General features: G+C 73.5%; 20 protein-coding genes. 12 read left to right on the top strand and 8 right to left on the bottom strand.

Annotation, left to right across the window (positions count from 1 at the left end; translation table 11 throughout):
- Positions 1–105: 105 nt before the first annotated feature.
- Together AB0J46_RS35990 and AB0J46_RS35985 are read left to right on the top strand one after the other, a co-directional pair.
- Positions 106–1338, top strand: a complete 1233-nt coding sequence (locus AB0J46_RS35990; RefSeq protein WP_364338567.1) for a serine hydrolase domain-containing protein — start codon at positions 106–108, stop codon at positions 1336–1338.
- Positions 1339–1402: 64 nt separating this feature from the next.
- Entirely contained in the window at positions 1403–1996 is a 594-nt protein-coding gene (locus AB0J46_RS35985; RefSeq protein WP_352354851.1) for a helix-turn-helix domain-containing protein, read from the top strand.
- A gap of 57 nt (positions 1997–2053) precedes the next feature.
- Here the strand turns inward: AB0J46_RS35985 and AB0J46_RS35980 are convergent, their stop codons facing one another.
- Entirely contained in the window at positions 2054–2830 is a 777-nt protein-coding gene (locus tag AB0J46_RS35980; protein ID WP_364338566.1) for an alpha/beta hydrolase, read from the bottom strand.
- 157 nt (positions 2831–2987) lie between these two features.
- Here AB0J46_RS35980 and AB0J46_RS35975 point away from each other — a divergent pair, with 157 nt between their 5' ends.
- The 3 genes from AB0J46_RS35975 (at position 2988) to AB0J46_RS35965 (ending at position 4627) form a co-directional block, all read left to right on the top strand.
- On the top strand, positions 2988–3944 hold the full coding sequence (locus AB0J46_RS35975; RefSeq protein WP_364338565.1) for a prephenate dehydrogenase/arogenate dehydrogenase family protein: 957 nt from the start codon (positions 2988–2990) through the stop codon (positions 3942–3944).
- Positions 3945–4067: 123 nt separating this feature from the next.
- Positions 4068–4310, top strand: a complete 243-nt coding sequence (locus AB0J46_RS35970; RefSeq protein ID WP_352354845.1) for a phosphopantetheine-binding protein — start codon at positions 4068–4070, stop codon at positions 4308–4310.
- 53 nt (positions 4311–4363) lie between these two features.
- Positions 4364–4627, top strand: coding sequence for a phosphopantetheine-binding protein (locus AB0J46_RS35965; protein WP_364338564.1), 264 nt, complete (start codon positions 4364–4366; stop codon positions 4625–4627).
- Positions 4628–4688: 61 nt separating this feature from the next.
- On the opposite strand, the gene AB0J46_RS35960 is transcribed toward AB0J46_RS35965, so the two are convergent.
- Positions 4689–5516, bottom strand: a complete 828-nt coding sequence (locus AB0J46_RS35960; protein ID WP_364338563.1) for an S-methyl-5'-thioadenosine phosphorylase — start codon at positions 5514–5516, stop codon at positions 4689–4691.
- 405 nt (positions 5517–5921) lie between these two features.
- Here AB0J46_RS35960 and metK point away from each other — a divergent pair, with 405 nt between their 5' ends.
- From metK to AB0J46_RS35940, 4 genes are all read left to right on the top strand, one after another.
- Positions 5922–7109 (top strand): methionine adenosyltransferase, encoded by a 1188-nt coding sequence (gene metK, locus AB0J46_RS35955; RefSeq protein WP_358295093.1) that lies wholly within the window; start codon positions 5922–5924, stop codon positions 7107–7109.
- Between the two features lie 151 nt (positions 7110–7260).
- Positions 7261–7908: an isochorismatase family protein gene (locus tag AB0J46_RS35950; RefSeq protein ID WP_364338562.1), complete on the top strand. Its 648-nt coding sequence runs from the start codon at positions 7261–7263 to the stop codon at positions 7906–7908.
- 145 nt (positions 7909–8053) lie between these two features.
- Positions 8054–8611: a hypothetical protein gene (locus AB0J46_RS35945; protein WP_364338561.1), complete on the top strand. Its 558-nt coding sequence runs from the start codon at positions 8054–8056 to the stop codon at positions 8609–8611.
- Complete coding sequence (locus AB0J46_RS35940; protein ID WP_364338560.1) at positions 8608–9150, top strand: hypothetical protein; 543 nt, start codon at positions 8608–8610, stop codon at positions 9148–9150. The genes AB0J46_RS35945 and AB0J46_RS35940 overlap by 4 nt, the downstream gene beginning before the upstream one ends.
- Here AB0J46_RS35940 and AB0J46_RS35935 read toward each other — a convergent pair.
- From AB0J46_RS35935 to AB0J46_RS35925, 3 genes are read right to left on the bottom strand one after another with little or no spacing between them, the layout of a single operon-like run.
- Entirely contained in the window at positions 9094–9819 is a 726-nt protein-coding gene (locus tag AB0J46_RS35935) for an alpha/beta hydrolase (RefSeq protein WP_364338559.1), read from the bottom strand. The genes AB0J46_RS35940 and AB0J46_RS35935 overlap by 57 nt on opposite strands.
- A 17-nt stretch (positions 9820–9836) precedes the next feature.
- A complete protein-coding gene (locus AB0J46_RS35930; RefSeq protein ID WP_364338558.1) occupies positions 9837–10607 on the bottom strand; it encodes a 4'-phosphopantetheinyl transferase superfamily protein in 771 nt (256 codons plus the stop codon).
- Positions 10604–10939, bottom strand: a complete 336-nt coding sequence (locus AB0J46_RS35925) for a hypothetical protein (RefSeq protein WP_357982071.1) — start codon at positions 10937–10939, stop codon at positions 10604–10606. Before AB0J46_RS35925 ends, AB0J46_RS35930 begins: the two co-directional genes overlap by 4 nt.
- Positions 10940–11313: 374 nt before the next feature.
- Between AB0J46_RS35925 and AB0J46_RS35920 the strand changes: the two genes are divergently transcribed.
- The gene (locus AB0J46_RS35920; protein WP_364338557.1) at positions 11314–12756 is read left to right on the top strand and encodes an MFS transporter; all 1443 of its coding nucleotides are present in this window, start codon (positions 11314–11316) and stop codon (positions 12754–12756) included.
- A gap of 9 nt (positions 12757–12765) precedes the next feature.
- On the opposite strand, the gene AB0J46_RS35915 is transcribed toward AB0J46_RS35920, so the two are convergent.
- Positions 12766–14352 carry an acyl-CoA carboxylase subunit beta gene (locus tag AB0J46_RS35915; protein ID WP_364338556.1) on the bottom strand — a complete coding sequence of 529 codons (1587 nt, stop codon included), beginning with the start codon at positions 14350–14352 and terminating at the stop codon, positions 12766–12768.
- A gap of 274 nt (positions 14353–14626) precedes the next feature.
- Between AB0J46_RS35915 and AB0J46_RS35910 the strand changes: the two genes are divergently transcribed.
- Positions 14627–14797: a hypothetical protein gene (locus AB0J46_RS35910; protein WP_364338555.1), complete on the top strand. Its 171-nt coding sequence runs from the start codon at positions 14627–14629 to the stop codon at positions 14795–14797.
- A 145-nt stretch (positions 14798–14942) separates the two neighbouring features.
- Here the strand turns inward: AB0J46_RS35910 and AB0J46_RS35905 are convergent, their stop codons facing one another.
- Complete coding sequence (locus AB0J46_RS35905) at positions 14943–15929, bottom strand: helix-turn-helix transcriptional regulator (protein WP_358295110.1); 987 nt, start codon at positions 15927–15929, stop codon at positions 14943–14945.
- 96 nt (positions 15930–16025) lie between these two features.
- On the bottom strand, positions 16026–17090 hold the full coding sequence (locus tag AB0J46_RS35900; protein ID WP_364338554.1) for a hypothetical protein: 1065 nt from the start codon (positions 17088–17090) through the stop codon (positions 16026–16028).
- Between the two features lie 231 nt (positions 17091–17321).
- Here AB0J46_RS35900 and AB0J46_RS35895 point away from each other — a divergent pair, with 231 nt between their 5' ends.
- Positions 17322–18824, top strand: a complete 1503-nt coding sequence (locus AB0J46_RS35895; protein ID WP_364338552.1) for a benzoate-CoA ligase family protein — start codon at positions 17322–17324, stop codon at positions 18822–18824.
- Positions 18825–18902 lie beyond the last annotated feature (78 nt).

Raw genomic sequence — 18902 nt, 5'->3', positions numbered from 1 at the left:
GGTCAGGGTCCAGGCTCGTCGCACGGCCACCTCGGAGGAGCCGGTGGCCCCGTCCATCACGCCTTCGAACCGTGCCGGACGCCGACCACCACCGAAAGAGGGATCATGACGGCCGAGAACGACAACGGCTTCTCCGGAGCAGGGCTGCGCCGGTTGCGCGAGGTGCTGACCCGGCACGTGGAGTCCAAGCGGATCCCCGGGCTGGTCGCCCTGGTCAGCCGGGGCGAGGAGACGCACGTCGAGGCGATCGGGACCATGCGTCACGACGGCGGCGCGCCGATGAGCCGGGACACGATCTTCCGGATGGCGTCCACGTCCAAGCCGGTCACGATGGCGGCGGCGATGGTCCTGCTGGACGAGTGCCGGCTGCGGCTGGACGACCCGGTCGATCCATGGCTGCCCGAACTGGCCGGCCGTCGGGTGCTGCGGCGTCCCGACGGCCCGCTGGAGGACACCGTGCCGGCGCGCCGGCCGATCACCGTACGGGACCTGCTGACCTCCACGTTCGGCCTCGGCATGGACTTCACGCTGCTGAACTCCCCGATCAGGGCCGCCACCTTCGAGCGGACCGACTACAGCGTGGCGTCCGGGCCGGCGCCGGACCCGGACGAGTGGATGCGCCGCCTCGGCGAGCTGCCGCTGTCGTACCAGCCGGGGGAGCGGTGGCAGTACGACCTCAGCAACGAGGTGGTCGGCGTGCTCGTCGCGCGGGTCACCGGCCGGTCCCTGGAGGCGTTCCTGCGCGAACGCGTCCTGGACCCGCTGGGGATGCAGGACACCGCCTTCCACGTGCCCGCCGTGAAGATCGACCGGCTGCCGCCCCTGTACGGGCCCGACCCGGCGACCGGGGAGTTCCTGGTGTGGGACGAGGCGGCGGGCGGCAGAACCGCCCGGCCCCCCGCGTTCCAGGGCGCCGGCGGCGGGCTGGTCTCCACCGTGGACGACTACCACGCCTACTTCCGGATGCTGCTGAACCACGGCGTGCACGACGGCGAACGCATCCTGTCCAGGCCCGCGGTCGAGCTGATGACCACCAACCGCCTCACCCCGGCGCAACAGGCCGCCCGGGACGCCATGTACGGGAACATCGTCCATGTGTCCGCCGGCCAGGGGCTCCAGGGCGGCTGGGGCTTCGGGATGGCGGTGCGCACCCGCCGCGGCGACTACGCCTCCGTCGGCCAGTTCGGCTGGGACGGCGGGACCGGCACCACCGCCTACGCCGACCCGGCCAGGCGGCTCACCGGGATCCTGCTCACCCAGGTCGGGATGTCCACCCCGGATTCGATGCGGCTCATCAACGACTTCTGGACCACGCTCTACCAGGCCCTCGACGACTGACCGGCGCGGGCGGGGGATCCGGTCGATGGTCACGTCCCGGGTGGGCGGGCTGTTTAATGCTGCCATGGGCCGAATCGCCGGCGTCACCGCCGCCGAGACTCGTGAACGGTTGTTGCGCGCCGCCGCGGAGGCGTTCGCCGAACGCGGGTACGACGGCACCCGCGTCGCCGACATCGCCGCCGCCGCCGGGGTGAGCAACGGCGCGCTGTACGCGCACTTCGGCTCCAAGGCCGAGCTGCTGGTGGCGGCGCTGCGCGCGCACGGGCGGCGCGGGCTGGCCGACCTGTTCGCCGCCGACCCCGACCGGCCCGTCCCCGACCTGCTGCTGGAGATCGGACGCTGGCTGCCGCAGCGGCGCGACGCCCGCGGCTACCTCATCGTCGAGGCGCTCGTCGCGGCCCGCCGGGACGAGGAGGTCGCCCGGCCCATGCGCGACTACGTCGGCGAGCGCGCCGGGTCGATGGCCGCGCTGGCCCGCCTCGCCCAGGACCGGGGCGAGCTGGACCCGGCGCTGTCGCCCGCCGCGCTGGCCCACTTCTGCCTGCTGCTGTCCATGGGCAGTGCCCTGGTCACGCCCGACCTGCACGCCGTCGGCGACGAAGAGTGGGCCGCCCTGCTCGCCCGGGTGGTCGGCGCGCTCATGCCCGAACCGTCCTGACACAGCTGCTCGCCCGAACCGTCCTGACCGCGCTGCTCGCCCGGGGCGTCGGCGGGCTCACGCTCGAATCGCGCTGTGTCCCGCCGCGGCTTCTATGGCGGCGGTGATCAGGGGCCAGGTGCTCGACAGGGGGTCGATCAGGCTGAAGTGGCCGGCGTCCGACGGCTCGATCAGCACCGCCGACGGCTCGGCCGCCGCCGTCCGGCGGCTCATCGACACCGGCAGCACGCGATCCCGGACCCCGTGCACGAGCACCAGCGGGCCCCGGTCGTAGGGCAGCAGGCGCGCCGGGTCCACCTCGTCCAGCAGGTCGGCGCGGTCGTGGAGCAGGGCGCGGGCCGCGCCGCCGCCGAGCCCCGCCGTGAACGCCTCGCCCAGGTCGCAGACGGCGGCCAGCCCCACCACGCTGCGGACCGCCGGTTCGGCGTGCCAGCGGGAGCCGGGCGGCAGCCGGTGCCGCAGCGCCGACCAGAGCGCGAGGTGACCGCCCGCCGAGTGGCCCACCAGCAGCACCCCGGACGGGCACTCCGCTCCTACGAGGTCGAGCGCGGCGGCCACGTCGTCGAACGTGCCCGGGTGGCCGCCGCCCTCCTGGCCCACCCTGCGGTACTCGGGCAGCCAGACCGGGTGGCCGAGCGCGGCCAGGGCGACGGCCATGGGACGGGCGTGCCGCCGGTCGTACTCGGCCATCCAGTAGCCGCCGTGCAGCAGGACGAGGGGCGGGCGGCCGGCGCCGTCGTAGACGTCGATCACCTGGTCGGGGTGGCGGTCGCCGTAGCGCAGCACGCGGTCGGGCGGGCGTACCGGTCGGGACAGCAGGTCTTGGTAGGACATGTCGTGATCGTAGGAGCGCGTCCAGGGGGTTGACCTGGGGTTGCGCTGGCAGGAACGTGCCGTGGGGCGGCAGCAAGAAGACGGGCCGCGTACCGCCGCCGGGCGCCTCGCGCCGCGACCATGGGGGAGTGACGTCCGAGGGAAGCGAGGTTCGGCCATGTCCCCAATCCGCCGTGTCGTGGTGATCGGCTGTGGGTTGATCGGCACGTCCGTGGCGTGCGCGCTGCGGCGGGCGGGCGTCCGGGTCGAGCTGGCCGACCACGATCCGTGGGCGCTGGCGCAGGCCGCTCGGATGGGCGCGGGCACCGCGCTGCGGGCCGGGGCCGGCCCGGCCGACGTCGTCGTGATCGCCACGCCGCCCTCGTCGGTGGCCGCCGTCCTGCGGGAGGCGCAGGCCCGCGGGCTGGGGAGGGTCTACACGGACGTGGCCAGCGCCAAGACGCGGATCCTCGCCGAGGTCGAGCGCGGCGGTTGCGACCTGTCCTGCTACGTGCCCGGCCATCCGATGGCCGGGCGGGAGGTGTCGGGGCCGGGCGCCGCGCGGGCGGGCCTGTTCGAGGGCAGGACGTGGGCGTTGTGCCCCCATCCGGCGCTGTCGCCGCGCGCGCTGCGCACGGTGGCGGCGCTGGCGACCGCGTGCGGGGCCGAGGTGCGGCTGCTCGCGCCGGACGCCCACGACCGGGCCGCCGCGGCCGTGTCGCACCTGCCGCTCGTCCTGTCGGCCGCGCTCGCCGCCCGGTTCGCGACCGGCGCCCAGGGCGGGCCCGCCGAACCAGCCCCGGGCGGGGAGACGGGCATGGAGACGGGCATGGAGACGGGCACGGAGATGGACCGGGATGCGGGCGGGTTGTCGCTGGCCGCCGGGGCGTTGCGGGACGTGACGCGGGTGGCCGGCAGCCCCGCCGGCATGTGGCGGGACATCCTGGCGCACAACGCGACCCCGGTGGCCGACCTGCTGGACGAGCTGACCCGCGACCTGAGCCGCGTCGCCGCCGCCCTGCGCGCCGCCGACGACGGCCCGGTGGCCGAGGTGCTGGCCAGGGGGAACGAGGGGCACGCGCGCATCGTCCGGGCGCTGTCGCGTACGCGGGAGGCGGAACGGGCCGCGTCCTGACCCCGCCGCGCGACCAACGGGCCCGCACTTGCGAACGGCCACGAGTGCGCACGTGAGGACAAACACCCGCCTCCCCCGCGGCTTATGGTCCCCCCAAGGGAGCCTCACGGGAGGACGCGCGACGTGGACCCGGCGGACGTCGACAGGCACGTCACCGACATCTGGAACACCGTGCTCGGCGTCGGCCCGGACGAGGCCGGCGCCACCTTCGGCGAGCTCGGCGGCACGGCGCTCGCCGCGCTGCGGATGGCCGCCCGGATCGAGGACCGGCTCGGGGTGGCCGTCGAACCGGCCGTCCTGCTGTGCGACGGGACGCTCGACGCGCTGCTCGGGCAGGTCAGGGCCAGGGCATCCTCGGAGATGTAGCCGCCGAGGCGCCGTTGCGACAATCACCAGCAGACCTTGAGAAGGGACGGCCCATGACCGGCGGACGCAGCCTCGCCGAGCTTCGCGAGAAGGTCGGCGACATCTGGAACGAGGTGCTCGACGTGCCCGAAGGGCTGGAGGCGGCGACGTTCTCCGACCTGGAAGGGGAGTTCGCGGCCGCGGCGCGGCTGGTCGGGCGGATCAAGGAGGAGCTGGGCATCGCCATCGACGTCGGCGACGTCTTCGACGCGGACCCGAACCTGGAGGCGCTGGTCGAACGCGTCGCCCTGGACGCGCACGTGCCGATGGCGGTGTAGCCCCCGCGATCACACCCGGGTTCCCGCGGGGACCCGGGTTTCCGCATGCTCTAAGAAGGGTTCAGGCGGGGAGCGGGCCGAGGTGGTCGGCGTCGGCGGGGAGGGCGGCGTCCTCCAGGGCCCGCGCGCAGCCGCACGTACGGGTGCGCGGCAGCCGGGCCACGGTCGCCAGCACCAGTGCCCGCAGCCGGTCCAGCCCCTCGTGGAAGATCGTGAACAGCTCGTCCCGCCGCGCGCCGGAGCCCACGCCGAGCCCGGCGTCCAGGTCCGTCACCAGCGCGACCGGCACGTAGCACAGGGCCAGCTCGCGGGCGAGCGCCGCCTCCGGGCAGGCCGTCATGTCGAGCAGCGACCACCCCTGCGCGGCGTACCACTGCGCCTCGGCCCGGCTGGACAGGCGCGGGCCCTCGACCACCACCGTCGTCCCGCCGTCCACGCAGTCCTGGCCGGTCGCCACGGCGGTGTCGAGCACCGTCTCGCGGCCCACCGGGCAGTACGGGTCGGCGAACGGCACGTGCACCGCCGCGTCGTCGAAGTACGTCCTGACGCGTCCGCAGGTCCGGTCCACGAGCTGGTCGGGCACCACCATCACGCCCGGCCCCAGCTCGGGCCGGAGCGAGCCGACCGCGCACGGCGCGATGATCTGGCGCACGCCCACCGAGTGCAGCGCCCACAGGTTGGCCCGGTAGTTGATCCGGTGCGGCGGCCGGCGGTGGTCGCGCCCGTGCCGGGGCAGGAAGGCGACCGTGCGGCCGCGCACCCGGGCCAGCGAGAGCGGCGCCGACGGCTCGCCGTACGGGGTGGTGAGCGCGACCTCCCGGGCTCCGTCGGCGACCGAGGAGAACCCGCTCCCGCCGATGATCCCGATCTCCGCGCCGATTCCGTTCATGATCAGCCTTTCGTCGCCGGTGCGGCCGGGACCCGGCGTAGGTGATCCGCCCGGCGGGAAGAGCCGTCCGGGCATCAGGAGCATCGTGGCCTCCCGGCGCGTCCGGGGCATCTCCTGGATTGCCCGACCGGTCCCGACGCCGCACAGGGAAAGAACCCGCCACGCCCGGCCGTGGTTATTCTCGAAAGCGAACCTCCGTCGCGCAGGTCATCGGAGAAGAATGCTCGACGCGAAATCTTGGATGATCTGTGTCCGGGAAATTCGAGTTTTCCCGCCGCCGAGATGTGGAGCAATTCCATGCCCAAAGTGATTCGCGTGCCGAGGCCGAAGAAACCGCGTACCCCCGTGACCGCACTCGACCTGCGCACCCCCGCCGGGCGCCGGCTGCCCTACTAGGAGGCCCCGGTGTCACGTCGTTTGTTCACCTCAGAATCGGTCACCGAAGGCCACCCCGACAAGATCGCCGACCGGATCAGCGACGGCATCCTGGACGCCCTGCTGGCCAAGGACCCCGGCAGCCGGGTCGCGGTCGAGACGCTGATCACCACCGGCATGGTGCACGTCGCGGGCGAGGTCACCACGCAGACGTACGTGGACATCCCCGGCCTGGTCAGGGAGACGATCCTGCAGATCGGCTACGACGCCTCCCAGAAGGGCTTCGACGGCGCCTCCTGCGGCGTGTCGGTGTCGATCGGCACCCAGTCGCCCGACATCGCCCGCGGCGTGGACGACGCCTACGAGCACCGCGGCGCGGCCGCCGCCGACGAGCTGGACCGGCAGGGCGCCGGCGACCAGGGCCTGATGTTCGGCTACGCGTGCGAGGAGACGCCCGAGCTGATGCCGCTGCCGATCATGCTGGCCCACCGGCTGGCCCGGCGGCTGGCGGCGGTCCGCAGGTCCGGGACGGTGCCGTACCTGCGGCCGGACGGCAAGACGCAGGTCACCGTCGAGTACGAGGGCGACCGGCCGGTCCGCCTGGACACCGTCGTGCTGTCCACCCAGCACGCCGCGCACGTCGACCTGGCCGACATGCTGACCCCCGACGTCACGCGCGAGGTCGTCGAACCGGTGCTGGCCGAGGCGGGGATCGACACCACCGGCCACCGGCTGCTGGTCAACCCGACGGGCCGGTTCGAGGTCGGCGGCCCGATGGGCGACGCGGGCCTGACCGGACGCAAGATCATCATCGACACGTACGGTGGCATGGCCCGGCACGGCGGCGGCGCGTTCTCCGGCAAGGACCCCTCCAAGGTGGACCGGTCGGGCGCCTACGCCATGCGCTGGGTGGCCAAGAACGTGGTGGCCGCGGGGCTGGCCGGGCGGTGCGAGGTGCAGGTGGCGTACGCGATCGGCAAGGCGCGGCCGGTGGGCCTGTTCGTGGAGTGCTTCGGCACCGAACGGGTCCCCCGGGAGCGCGTCCACGACGCCGTGCGCGAGGTGTTCGACCTGCGCCCGGCCGCGATCATCCGGGACCTGGACCTGCTGCGTCCCATCTACGCGGGCACCTCCGCCTACGGGCATTTCGGCCGCGACGAGTTCACCTGGGAGCGGGTGAACCGGACGGAGGAACTGCGGGCGGCGGCCGGGCTCTGACCATGGGCCCGGTGTACACCCCGGAAAAAGAAAATGGCTGGAAACGGCGGCGGGAAGTCAGCTTCCTGCCGCCGTTCCGCATTTCGAGGGACGCCGTGGCGGCACATCATGGAAACAGCCTCAAAAAGCTGCGAGAAATTCGGAGGTCGCCGTGCCGGTCGTTTCAGAGATCGAGCCCTACCCGATGCCGGACGCCGCCGAGCTGCCGCCCGCCGCGGTCACCTGGACGCCCGACCCGCGCCGGGCCGTCCTGCTGCTGGTCGACCTGCAGCACGCCTGCCTCGACCTCTTCCCACCCGGCGAGGCGCCGCTCACCGACCTGGTGCGCAACGTGACGGCGCTGCGCGAGCTGTGCGCGCGCCTCGGCGTGCCCGTCGCCTACGCGGCCCAGCCGGGCCTGCTGACCGGTGAGCAGCAGGGGCTGGCCAGGGACTTCTGGCGGCGCAGCGACCGGCTGGAGCCCGCCCGGCGCGGCTTCCCCGAGCCGATGGCGCCGGGACCGGGCGACTGGGTCTTCACCCGGCGGCGCTACAGCGCCTTCCACGAGACCACCCTGCTGTGGTGGCTGCGCGAGTCGGGACGCGACCAGCTCCTCATCGCCGGCGTCTACGCCCACATCGGCGTCCTGACCACCGCGCTGGACGCCTTCACCCACGACATCCAGCCGTACGTGGTGGCCGACGCCGTCGCCGACCTCAGCGCCGCCGACCACCGGCAGGCGCTCGGCTACGTCGCCGGCCGCTGCGGCGTCACCCTGACGACCAAGCAACTGCTCGCCGGCCTGCCGCGCAATTTGTGAGTTGTCAGGCGCGGGATCACAACGGACACTGAACTCGCGATCTCCCGGAGCAGGCGCGACCGAAGGGGACCGAAGAGCATTCGCCGGCGACCTCGCCGTGCCGGGACGACGCGTGACCGACGATCCCGGAAGCCGAGGTTCCCGCATGGCCACCCACACGGTGTCGACGTCCGGCGGCCTGTTGAGCGCGCTCAACACCCGCTACCACAAGCCCGCCCTCACCCTCTACCTCGTCGTCGTGCTCGCCCACTGGGCCGAGCACGTCGCCCAGGCCATCCAGGTCTACGTGCTGGGCTGGCCGCTGAAGGAGGCGCGCGGCGTCCTCGGCATGCCCTTCCCCTGGCTGGTCAGCTCCGAGTGGATGCACTACGGCTACGCGCTGCTGATGCTCATCGGCCTGCTGATGCTGCGCTCCGGCTTCACCGGCAGGTCCCGTACGTGGTGGAACATCTCCCTGGGCATCCAGGTCTGGCACCACCTGGAGCACCTGCTGCTGCTCCTGCAGGCGCTCACCGGGAACAACCTGGCGGGCCGTCCGGTGCCGACGAGCATCATCCAGCTCCTCGTCCCGCGCATGGAGCTGCACCTGTTCTACAACGGCCTGGTCTTCGTGCCCATGGTGGTGGCCATGCTCCTGCACCGCAGCCCCCGTCCGGCCGAGCGGGCGGACATGCGCTGCGCCTGCGCGGTGTCGCCCGCGTGATGGCGCGCTCCGGGCGCCGCGGGGTCTCCCCGGCCTTCTCCTTCGCGCTCAGCCTGGTGGCGGGCTTCCTGCTGTTCCTGACCGTGCCGAACCTCGGCACGGTCGTCCGCGCCGCCCGCGCCGACGGCGTGCCCGGGGTGTTCGTGCCGCGCACGCTGGCGTGCATCACGCATCCGGGGCACGAGTCCTGCGTCTGGACGGGCGACTTCCGCTCCGACGACGGCACCACCGGCCGGACGGGCGTCGAGATGTACGGCAGCGACCGCTACACCCACCGGGCCGGGCAGCCGGTCCGCGCGGTGGACATCGGCTCCGGCGGCCGCGTCTACGGGCCGGGCGGGTCGAACGAGTGGGTCTTCAGCGCCCTGCTCCTGGCCGTGGCGCTGGGCCTGCTGTGGTTCCTGCACGCCGGTTCGCTGCGACGGCTGCTTCCCGCGTCCTCGCGGCCCGGGCTAGCACCGGGCCCGGAGGCCGCCGGCCGCTCAATGGCGGCCGGCGACGGCGTCGGACAGCAGAGCGCTGAGCGGGCCGGGCGCTGAGACCATCGGCCAGCAGCCGGTGTCCAGGGTGTGGAAGTCCCAGGACGGCGCCGCGCGCAGCGCGGACACGTCGGGCGACAGGCTGCCCTGGAAGTGGTCCAGGTCGCACACCACGTAGCTGGCCCGCTGCCGCTCCAGCGGCGTGCTGAGCACGGCGGCCTCGGCCACGGCCCGGCCGGGGTGGCCGACGAACCGGGCGGCCAGCCAGCGCGCCTGCGCCGCCGTGAGGCCCTGTCCCTCGGCCACCAGGGTGTGGTCGGGGGCGGGCCAGCGGCCCCCGCCCGACTCGATCAGGCGCAGCTCCTGCTCCCGCTGCCGGTCGGGGAAGGCGTGCAGCATCGAACGGCCGTCGTGCGGCAGGAACGCCTCGACGTAGACGGTGTGGGCGACGCGGCCCGGCGCCCGGTCGGCGACCTGACCGGCCACCAGCCCCGAGTAGCTGTGCCCGACGAGCACGACATCGCGCAGCCCCTCGTTCTTCAGCAGGGTCAGCACCTCGTCCACGTGCGTCTGGAGGCCGACGCCGGCGACGTCGTCGCCCGGCCCGGACAGGCCGCGCAGGGTGACGGCGCGGGCGTCGTGCCCGAGCAGGCGCAGCCGCCGGACGACGGGCTCCCAGATCCACGCGCCCGACCAGGAGCCCGGCAGGAGGAGGAAGGTCCTTCGCATCTGGATCGTCCTCCTCCTCACGCGACGCCGGCCAGCGGCCCCGGCAGGGGGCCCCGTGCGAAGTCTGCCCGCGCGGCGGGCAGGTGGAACTCCACCGCCTCGACCGGGCGGCCGGTGATCACCGCGACCGCGGCGACATAGCCGCGGCCCGGCGACAGGACCCGGAACCGCAGGCTCTCCGGCGGGATGTCCAGCGGCCAGCTCAACAGGGCCGGGTCGTCGGCCGGCCCGCTGACCGCCACCTCCGTCGGAGGCACCCGCAGGCCGTGCCCGGTGGCCTTGAGCGCCGCCTCCTTGCGCACCCAGACCTTCGCGAACGCCTCGTACCTGTCCTGCTGGGGGAACGCCTCCAGGACGGCCAGCTCGGCCTCGGTGAGCGCGCAGCGGGCCAGGTCGTCCACCGGGTCGGCGGGCACGGCCTCCACGTCCACCCCGAGCGGCCCCTCGGTCGTCACGGCCACCGCGACCCGGTCCTCGGAGTGCGAGACCGACACGTGCAGCGGGAAGCCGGGCGCCCGGACCTGCGGCTTGCCGTGGTACCGGGTGCAGTCGGGGCACGACCGGTCCACCACGACGTCCTCGGGACGGACCCCGAGCTGCACGGCGCTCGCGGTGCGCAGCAGCCACGAGCCGGTCAGGAAGCGCCTGCGGTCGGGCTCGCGGCGGAACCGCGCGGCCCGTTCGAGCTCGGGCTCGCTGAGCACCGACAGCAGGGTCCCCTCCGGATGGTCGCGCGGGCCGGCCCACCAGACCTGGCACTCTCCTGGCGCCACCACAGATGCGATCACTGGTCTTCCTCCCTTGCGGCTGTGCTGCTGTGGGACAGGACGCGGCAGGCCACCAGCTCCCACCGGTCCACCTCGGGGTTGGCGAGGGTCTGCGTCACCTCGGCGCGCACCTGCGCGCTGGTCAGGGGCTCGTCCACGCGCATCCGGATGACGATGTCCCCGCCGGCCTGGGTGAGGTCCTTGTGCCAGTGGCCCGGCAGGAGCGCCATGATGCGGATCCCGTCGATCGGGGAGCCGAGGATCGGCATCCCGCGCACCTGGCGCATCGTCACCTGGATCAGCATGGCTTCCTCGTCGCCGTGCGGCGTGAAGGGGCGAACATGGGGTCTCATCTCCATCTCGTCTGCCGGAGGTCTGTCTGTCGTACCTCCACTGTGGGATCCGGGAAGGGCGCGATCCAGGGATGGCGACGTCAGGAAGCTGCAGGCCGCCGCCGCATGCTGTCACCTGGCCGGCCCGCCCCTGGTCCTAGGTCCAAGGTCCCGGGTCACGGTGACCGGACGGCCGATCCCGCGGGCCGCGGCGGACGGCATAGTCGTCCCGGAGACGACGCGGGACACCTGGGGAGGGGCGATGACCGGACCGGACGGCCCGAGCCCGGGCGCCGCCCACCCCAGTGCCCTCAGGGGGTGTGCCAACAAATGTCCGCCGGTTCCGGTGCAGCCATGACAGGCCACCGAACCCCGTACGGACGAAAGGCACATCCATGTCCATCACCCGCTCCCCGGACCGCATCCGGCGGCCGGGATGGAGCCTCGCGCTGCTCGCGCTGGGGCATCTGATCATCAGTCTCGACTTCACCATCATCTACGTGGCCCTGCCGGACATCGCGTCCGACGTCGGCTTCACCGCGCACACCCTGCAGTGGGTGGTCACCGCGTACGCCGTCCTGTACGGAGGCTTCCTGCTGTTCGGCGGGCGCCTGTCCGACCTGGCCGGACGCCGGCGGATGTTCGTGCTCGGCATGGCGCTGTACGGCGTGGCCTCCGTGCTGGGCGGCCTGGCCACGGCGCCGGGGGTGCTGCTCGCCGCGCGCGCCGTGCAGGGCCTGGCCGGCGCGGTGCTGTTCCCCGCGGTGCTGGCCCTGGTCAACACCGCCTTCGCCGAGGGCAGGGAGCGCAACCGCGCGCTGACCGTCTGGGCCATGGCGGGCGCCGGCGGGCTGACGGCGGGCGCGCTGGCCGGCGGGGTGCTCACCCAGGCCCTGGGCTGGCAGGCCGTGTTCTACGTCAACGTGCCGCTGACCGCCGTGGGCGTCGCCGCCGCCTTCGCCCTGCTGCCCCCCGACGGCCGCGCCACCCGGGGCAGCGTGGACGTGCCCGGGACGCTGACCGGCACCGCCGGCATCACGCTGCTGATCTTCGCGGTCGCGCACGGCTCGGAGGCGGGCTGGGCGCGGGCCGAGGTGGTCGCGGCGGCCGTGCTCGCGGTGGTGCTCGTGGCGGTGTTCCTGCGCCTCCAGGCCCGCGGCCGGACGCCGCTGATGCCGCTGCGGCTGTTCCGTAACCGCGCGCTCAGCGGCGCGGTCGTGGTCATCCTGCTCTTCGGCCTGACGATGCAGGCCGTGCCGTACTTCCTGACCCTGTACCTCCAGGACGTCCTCGGCTTCAACGCCCTGGAGACCGGCCTGGCGTTCCTCGCCCCGACCCTGTCGATCACGGCCGGCAACTTCCTCAGCGAGCGGCTGGTCCACCGGCTCGGCACCCGCGGCACGCTGATCGCCGGCATCCTCGTCAACGCCGTGGGCGCCGTGCTCCTGGCCCCCGGCATGCAGGGGGACGGCTCCCTCCTCACCGTCCTGCCCGGGGTCGTCGTCATCGGCCTGGGCATGGGCATCACGTACGAGGCCATGTGGATCGCGGCCGGCACCGGCGTCCCGGCGGACGAACAGGGCCTGGCCTCCGGGGTGGCCTCCACCGCGCTCCAGGTGGGCACCGCGGCGGGCCTGGCGGTCCTGGTGGCCGTCGCCAACCAGGGCATCGGAGGGCTGGCCGGGCAGGCCCTGCGCGACGCCTCCGCCCAGGGGATGCGCGCGGCGGTCCTCGTCCTGGGCGCCGTCATGCTGGCGGGCGTCCTGGCCGCGCTCAGGCTCCCCGGACAGCGCGCCCGGACGGCCGCGGCCGTCCCCTGCGCCGACCAGGGGAACTGACGGGAAGCGCTACAAGGGAAGGTTGCCGTGTTTGCGCGGCGCCACGTGCTTGCGCTTGTCGCGCAGCATGGCCAGCCCGCGCGCCACCGCCGACCTCGTCTCCACCGGGTCTATGACGGCGTCCACCAGGCCGCGCTCGGCCGTGTACGCCGGATGGACCAGCTCGCGGGTGTACTGCTCCAGCAGCTCCGCCCGCCGGGCGGCGGGGTCGGCCGCGGCGGCCAGCTCCTTGCGGTGGATGATGTTGACCGCCCCCTCGGCGCCCATCACCGCGATCTCGTTGGTCGGCCAGGCCAGTGACAGGTCGGTGCCGATCGACCGGGAGTCCATCACGATGTACGCCCCGCCGTAGGCCTTCCTGACGATGACCTGGACGCGCGGCACGGTCGCCTCGCAGTAGGCGTACAGCAGCTTGGCGCCGTGCCGGATGACGCCCGAGTGCTCCTGCTCCTTGCCGGGCAGGAAGCCGGGCACGTCCACGAGCGTGACCAGGGGGATGGAGAAGGCGTCGCAGAACCTGACGAACCTGGCCGCCTTCTCCGCGGCCGACACGTCCAGCACGCCGGCCAGCACGGTCGGCTGGTTGCCCACCACGCCGACCACCTGGCCGTCGATCCGGGCCAGCGCGCAGATCACGTTGGGCGCCCAGCTCTGGTGCAGTTCGAGGAAGTCGCCGTCGTCCACCACCTCGGCGATCACCAGCCGCATGTCGTACGGCTTGGTCGGCTCCACCGGTACGATCTCGGCCAGCCGGGGCCGGGCGTCGCCGGCCGCGGCCCGCGCGGGCAGCGCCGGCGGGCGGCTCATGTTGTTGCTCGGCAACATCGAGACCAGGTCGCGCACGGCGGCCAGGCAGCTCTCCTCGTCGTCGTGCACGAACGTGGCCAGCCCGGACCGGCTGGCGTGCACCTGCGCGCCGCCCAGCTCGGCGTGCGTGATGCGCTCGCCGGTGACCGCCTCGACCACGTCCGGGCCGGTCAGGTAGAGCTGGGCGGTGTCGCGCACCATGAACGTGAAGTCGGCCAGCGCCGTCGAGTACGCGGCCCCGCCCGCGCACGGGCCGAGCACGACGGCGATCTGCGGGATCACCCCCGACGCCTGCACGTTGCGCTGGAAGATGCCGCCGTAGCCGTTGAGCGACAGCACGCCCTCCTGGATGCGGGCCCCGCCGCTGTCGTTGAGCCCGATGAACGGCGACCCGCTGGACAGCGCCAGGTCCATCACCTTGTGGATCTTCTGGGCGTGCGCCTCGCCGAGCGAGCCGCCGAAGACGGTGAAGTCCTGCGCGTAGACGAAGACGCGCCGGCCGTCGATGGTTCCCGATCCGGCCACGACCCCGTCGGTGTGCGGCCGCTGGGCCTCCATGCCGAGCCCCTGGGCCCGGTGCCGCCGGAACATCTCGATCTCCAGGAACGAGCCCTCGTCCAGCAGCAGGTCGAGCCGTTCGCGCGCGGTGCGCTTGCCCAGTGCGTGCTGCCGCTCCACGGCCTGCGGGCGGCCGCGCGCGATGTCCTCGCGCGCGCCGGCGAGCTCCTCGCGCAGACGGTCCATGGCCGACGGCGGGGCTTCCTGGAGGACCTCGGGGGAGATGGTCATCGTTTCCTCCTCGGACTCTTCCGGTACGTCCAGTTAAGGAGCGATGGCCGTTTCCTGTCACCTCCTGCAGTGCTTGACCGCGCCGGACGTGGCAGGAAGCGGAAACGCCCTGCAGCTTGCTGCCTCGCTGAAGCCTGGTTCGCGCCCTCGCCGCGGCGCAAAGTTGGAAGTGCAAGGGAACAGCGACAGGAACCGCCGAGAAAGAGGCAGTGAAATGACGAACAGCATTGTTGCCAAGAGGATTTCCCAGTGGATTATCGCGATTGTCTCCGGAATGCTCCTCTGGGCCGTCGGCGCCACCGCCGCGCAGGCCGCCGCCGCTGCCACCGCCACGGTGGTGCTGCAGGCGGACGGCAACACCTGGCCCGCGCCGGCCGGCACTGACGGCAACACCTGGCCGCTGCCCACCCCGCTGCCCTCCCCGCAGGGCAACACCTGGCCGTAAAAAGCCCCGACACCGGAAAGGAATTGACCGTGAATTTCCCCGAGGAGGTCTGCCTATAGGACGAGGGCCGAACACGAGAGAACCCCCGCGACCGGGTCGCGGGGGTTCGTCATGCCGTACGGCGAGAAACTGCGGAAGAAACGCCTCAGATCCAGTTCTCCTCCTTGGCGCGCAGCGCGGCCTGGAAACGGTTGACCGCGCCGAGCCTGGCCATCAGGTCGGCGACGTAACGGCGGTAGGTGCGCACCGAGATGTCCAGCTCGCGGGCGGCGATCTCGTCCTTGTCGGCCGTGGCCATGACCGCCAGCACCCGCTGCTCCATCTTCGACAGCGTCGGCTCCTCGCCGGGCGGGTCGAGGTGGTCGGCCAGCGGCACGGCCGCCTTCCACAGGCCCTCGAAGTAGATGACGAGCTGGGAGATCAGGCCCGGCTCACGGACCAGCAGCGCGCCCGTGGAGTGCGCCTTGGGATCGATCGGGACGACGGCCACGCTGCGGTCGTACATGAGCATGCGGTCCATCGGCTGGTCGGTGACGCGGATCTCGGCGCCCAGGTGTGCCAGCTCGCGCAGGTACGACACCATGCGCTGGTCCTCCAGCGCCTTGGGGTGGAAGATCTCGCGCAGGGCCAGGCCGCGCCGCAGCGAGCGCGTGTCGAGCGGCAGCGCCGACTCGATCATCACCTCGTTGAACGGCCCGCCCGGGTGCAGGCAGAGCGTCTCCTTGTAGGAGAAGAAGGCCAGGTCGTCCAGGCGCTGGCGGACCCGCGCGCCGCTCTCCACCCGCTCGATGTCCAGCACCGCGTCGGAGCGGTCGCCCTCCCGCTTGTCCTCCAGGAAGCTGGAGATGGCGTCGCGGGCGCCGAACACCCGGCGGATCTCCGCGTTCAGCTCCTCCAGGCGCTGCTCGACCAGACGCTCGATGGCGATCCGCGGCTCGGTCGCGGTGACCCGGTGGCGGTCGTTCAGGTCGAGCATGGCGAGCCGGTCGAGCGTCTCCACCGCCGACTCCACCGTCTCGGGATCGAGGTCCAGGGCCTCGGGCACCGAGCCGACGCTCTCGCCCCGATGGCGCAGGAAATAGCGGTAGACCGCCTCCGCTTCGGGGGTGACTCCAATGACGGACAGATCCACGCCCCACCTCCCGGGGGTTCGGCGGCCGGAGCTTGCACTTCCATTATCGGAATCCGGACGGCCGGCGCTCCTCGCAGGTTGCGGTGTCCGCTCAGGTCAGGGCACGGGACAGGGCAGCACGGTGGCCCCGGGCGCGGCCCGGTAGCACGCGGCCCCCGGGCACAACACCTTGACGACCTCGCCGCCGGCCCGCACGGCGACCGGCTCGTGCCCGAACCGGCGCGCGGCGATCTCCGGCCAGCCGGACGGACGCAGCCCGCTCACCTCGTCCACCAGCCGCGGATCGGCGTCGACGGCCAGGCGCTCCAGATGGGCGGCGTAGTCGCCCTCCCGCTGCCACACCGCGAACCGGCGCAGGCAGTCGGGCAGCTCCAGCGTGCTCCACGGCTGCGCCCTGGCCGCCATCGCGCGCAGGAACGCCTCGCACACGGCCGACTTCACGGTACGGCCGGCCGCCGCGGCCAGCGTCGCGCCCTCGCCGCCGACGGTCACCAGCGCGACCCGGAGATCGGGCACCGACAACACGAACGCCGACATCCGCAGCCCCAGCCCCGAGGCCGCGGCCGTCACGCCGGGCGGCAGCAGGCGGTCCAGCGAGCCGGAGACCCGCAGCAGCGGCTCGCGCGGCTCGGCCCACCAGCGCGCCACCACGTCGTGGGCGACCACCTCGGCGATCGCCTCCGGCACGCCGCTGTCCACCACGCCGCTCGTGGCCGGCTCGACCAGGCATTCGTGCCCGCCCGTCCATACCACCTCGACGGGCAGCCGGTAGCGCCGCCCGCTGAGCAGGCCGGTGCCCGGCACGTGCCGCCGCAGGCTCGTGGGCGGGTCGGCGACGAAGTCCGACAGGCGCAACTCCGTACCCGTCCACGCGGGCCGGGGGCCGTCGCCGGGCAGGCGGCGCAGGCGGCGCAGGGCGGCGAGCCGGGCCAGGGCCCGCGCCCGGCTCTGGGCCTCGTAGCCGGCGAACCCGGCGACGATGACCGCGAGGTCGTCCCGCGGGGATTCGGCGCAGGCCAGATGGACGGCGCCGCCGAGGCAGTCGGCCATCGGCGCGGCCGTCCCGATCGCCGTCTCACCGGTCATGTCACCGGTCATGTCACCGGGCGCCTCACCGGTCGTCTCCGTCACCGGCCACGAGCCCGCGGGCGTGGATGCCATCGCTTCTCCTCCGCAGCGCGACGGCCGTCGCGGCCGCCGCATCCCCAGTACACGCGCGGCCCGGCGGGCCCGTCAACGCCGCGGCGGCCATCCCGCAATCCGGGAGAAACCCGTCAGCAAGCTGCCACGACCGCCAGCTTGCTGACGCCTCCCGACCCCCTGCGGACGGCCCGCGCCCGGCACCGTGGAAGGCGGAACCAGCCCGCGAGCAGAGCAGCGAGAAGGCATGTCATGGACTCTTTCAACATCGCCGCACGATTCCTCGACCGCGCCGACGGCGCCAGGACCGCGCTCGTCACCCGCCAGGGCCGCGTCGACTACGCGACGCTGCGCGCCCTGGCCGACCGCGCCGGCAACGCGCTGCGCGAGCTCGGCGTACGCCGCGGCGACCGGGTGCTCATCGCCGCCGACGACAGCGTGGAGTCGGTCGCCACCTGGTACGGCGCCCAGAAGATCGGCGCGGTCACCGCCGAGGTGTACACGTTCCTGCGGCCCAAGGACTACCGCTACTTCGCCGGCTACGCCCGTCCGCGCCTGGTGGTGGCGGGACCGTCGGCGCTGGAGAGCCTGCGTGCGGCGGGGCTGACCGGCCTGCTCGTCACCGGTGTGCCGCGTCACCTGCTGCGCCCCGGCGAGCACCACTTCGACACCCTGGTCGCCGCGCAGGACGCGCGGCTGGACCCGGCGCCGGTCGCCGCCGGGGACGTGGCGCTGTGGAAGTTCACCACCGGCAGCACCGGCGCGCCGCGCGCCTGCGTGCTGCCCGCCAGGAGCCCGCACGTCAGCTTCGACTCCTACGCCCGCGGCGTGCTGGACCTGCGCCCGGACGACGTGGTGCTGCCCGTGCCCAAACTGTTCTTCGGCTACGCCCGCGACCTGACCGCCCTGTTCCCCTTCGGCGTCGGCGCGGCCGGGGTGATCTTCCCCGAGCGCAGCCGGGTCGAGACGATCTTCGAGCTGATCGCCGAGCACCGGCCCACGGTCCTGGTGAACGTGCCCACGATGATGAGCGCCATGCTCGCCCACCCCGACGCCGGCCGGCAGGACCTGAGCTGCCTGCGGCTGTGCACGTCGGCGGGCGAGGCACTGCCGCCGGAGCTGCACCGCCGCTGGAGCGACACCTTCGGCGTGGAGGTGGTGGACGGGCTCGGCTCCTCCGAGGCGTACCACATCTTCCTGTCCAACCGCCCGGGACGGGTCCGGCCCGGCACGCTCGGCCAGGTCGTCCCCGGCTACCGCGCCCGCGTGGTGGACCCCGAGGGGCAGGAGGTCCCCGACGGCGAGACCGGACGGCTGGAGGTCACCGGCGACGCCGTCGCGCTGGAGTACTGGCAGGACCCGGAGCGGACCGCGAGCACGTTCGTGGGCGGGCGGACCGTGCGCTCGGGCGACCTGGTGACCAGGGACGCCGACGGCTACTTCCGCTACCGGGGACGGGCCGACGACCTGCTGAAGGTGGGCGGGTCCTGGGTGGCGCCGGCCGAGATCGAGAACTGCCTGCGCGAGCACCCGGCCGTGGTCGAGTGCGCGGTGGTCGGGTACCGGCTGCGCGGGCTGACCCGGCCGCACGCGTACGTGGTGGCCTCGGCGGCGGTCGAGGCGGCCGAGCTGAAGGCGTTCGTCCGGGCCCGGCTGGCGGCGCAGAAGTTCCCCCGGCGGATCACGTTCGTGGAGCGCCTGCCGCAGACGGCCTCGGGCAAGGTGGACCGCCGCGCGCTGGAGGTCGGGACGTGAGAAGCGGGCGCGCCCGGGACTGGGGGAGTTCCGGACGGGCGCGCCCGCGGTTCGGGAAGTCTTCTCAGACGCCGCTTC

Origin of the sequence: Nonomuraea sp. NPDC049758 (assembly GCF_040674635.1) — a bacterium.
In the GTDB taxonomy this organism is placed as follows: domain Bacteria; phylum Actinomycetota; class Actinomycetes; order Streptosporangiales; family Streptosporangiaceae; genus Nonomuraea.
The sequence above is the reverse complement of the archived record's forward strand: the minus strand, read 5'-3'. Positions and strand labels throughout refer to the sequence as shown.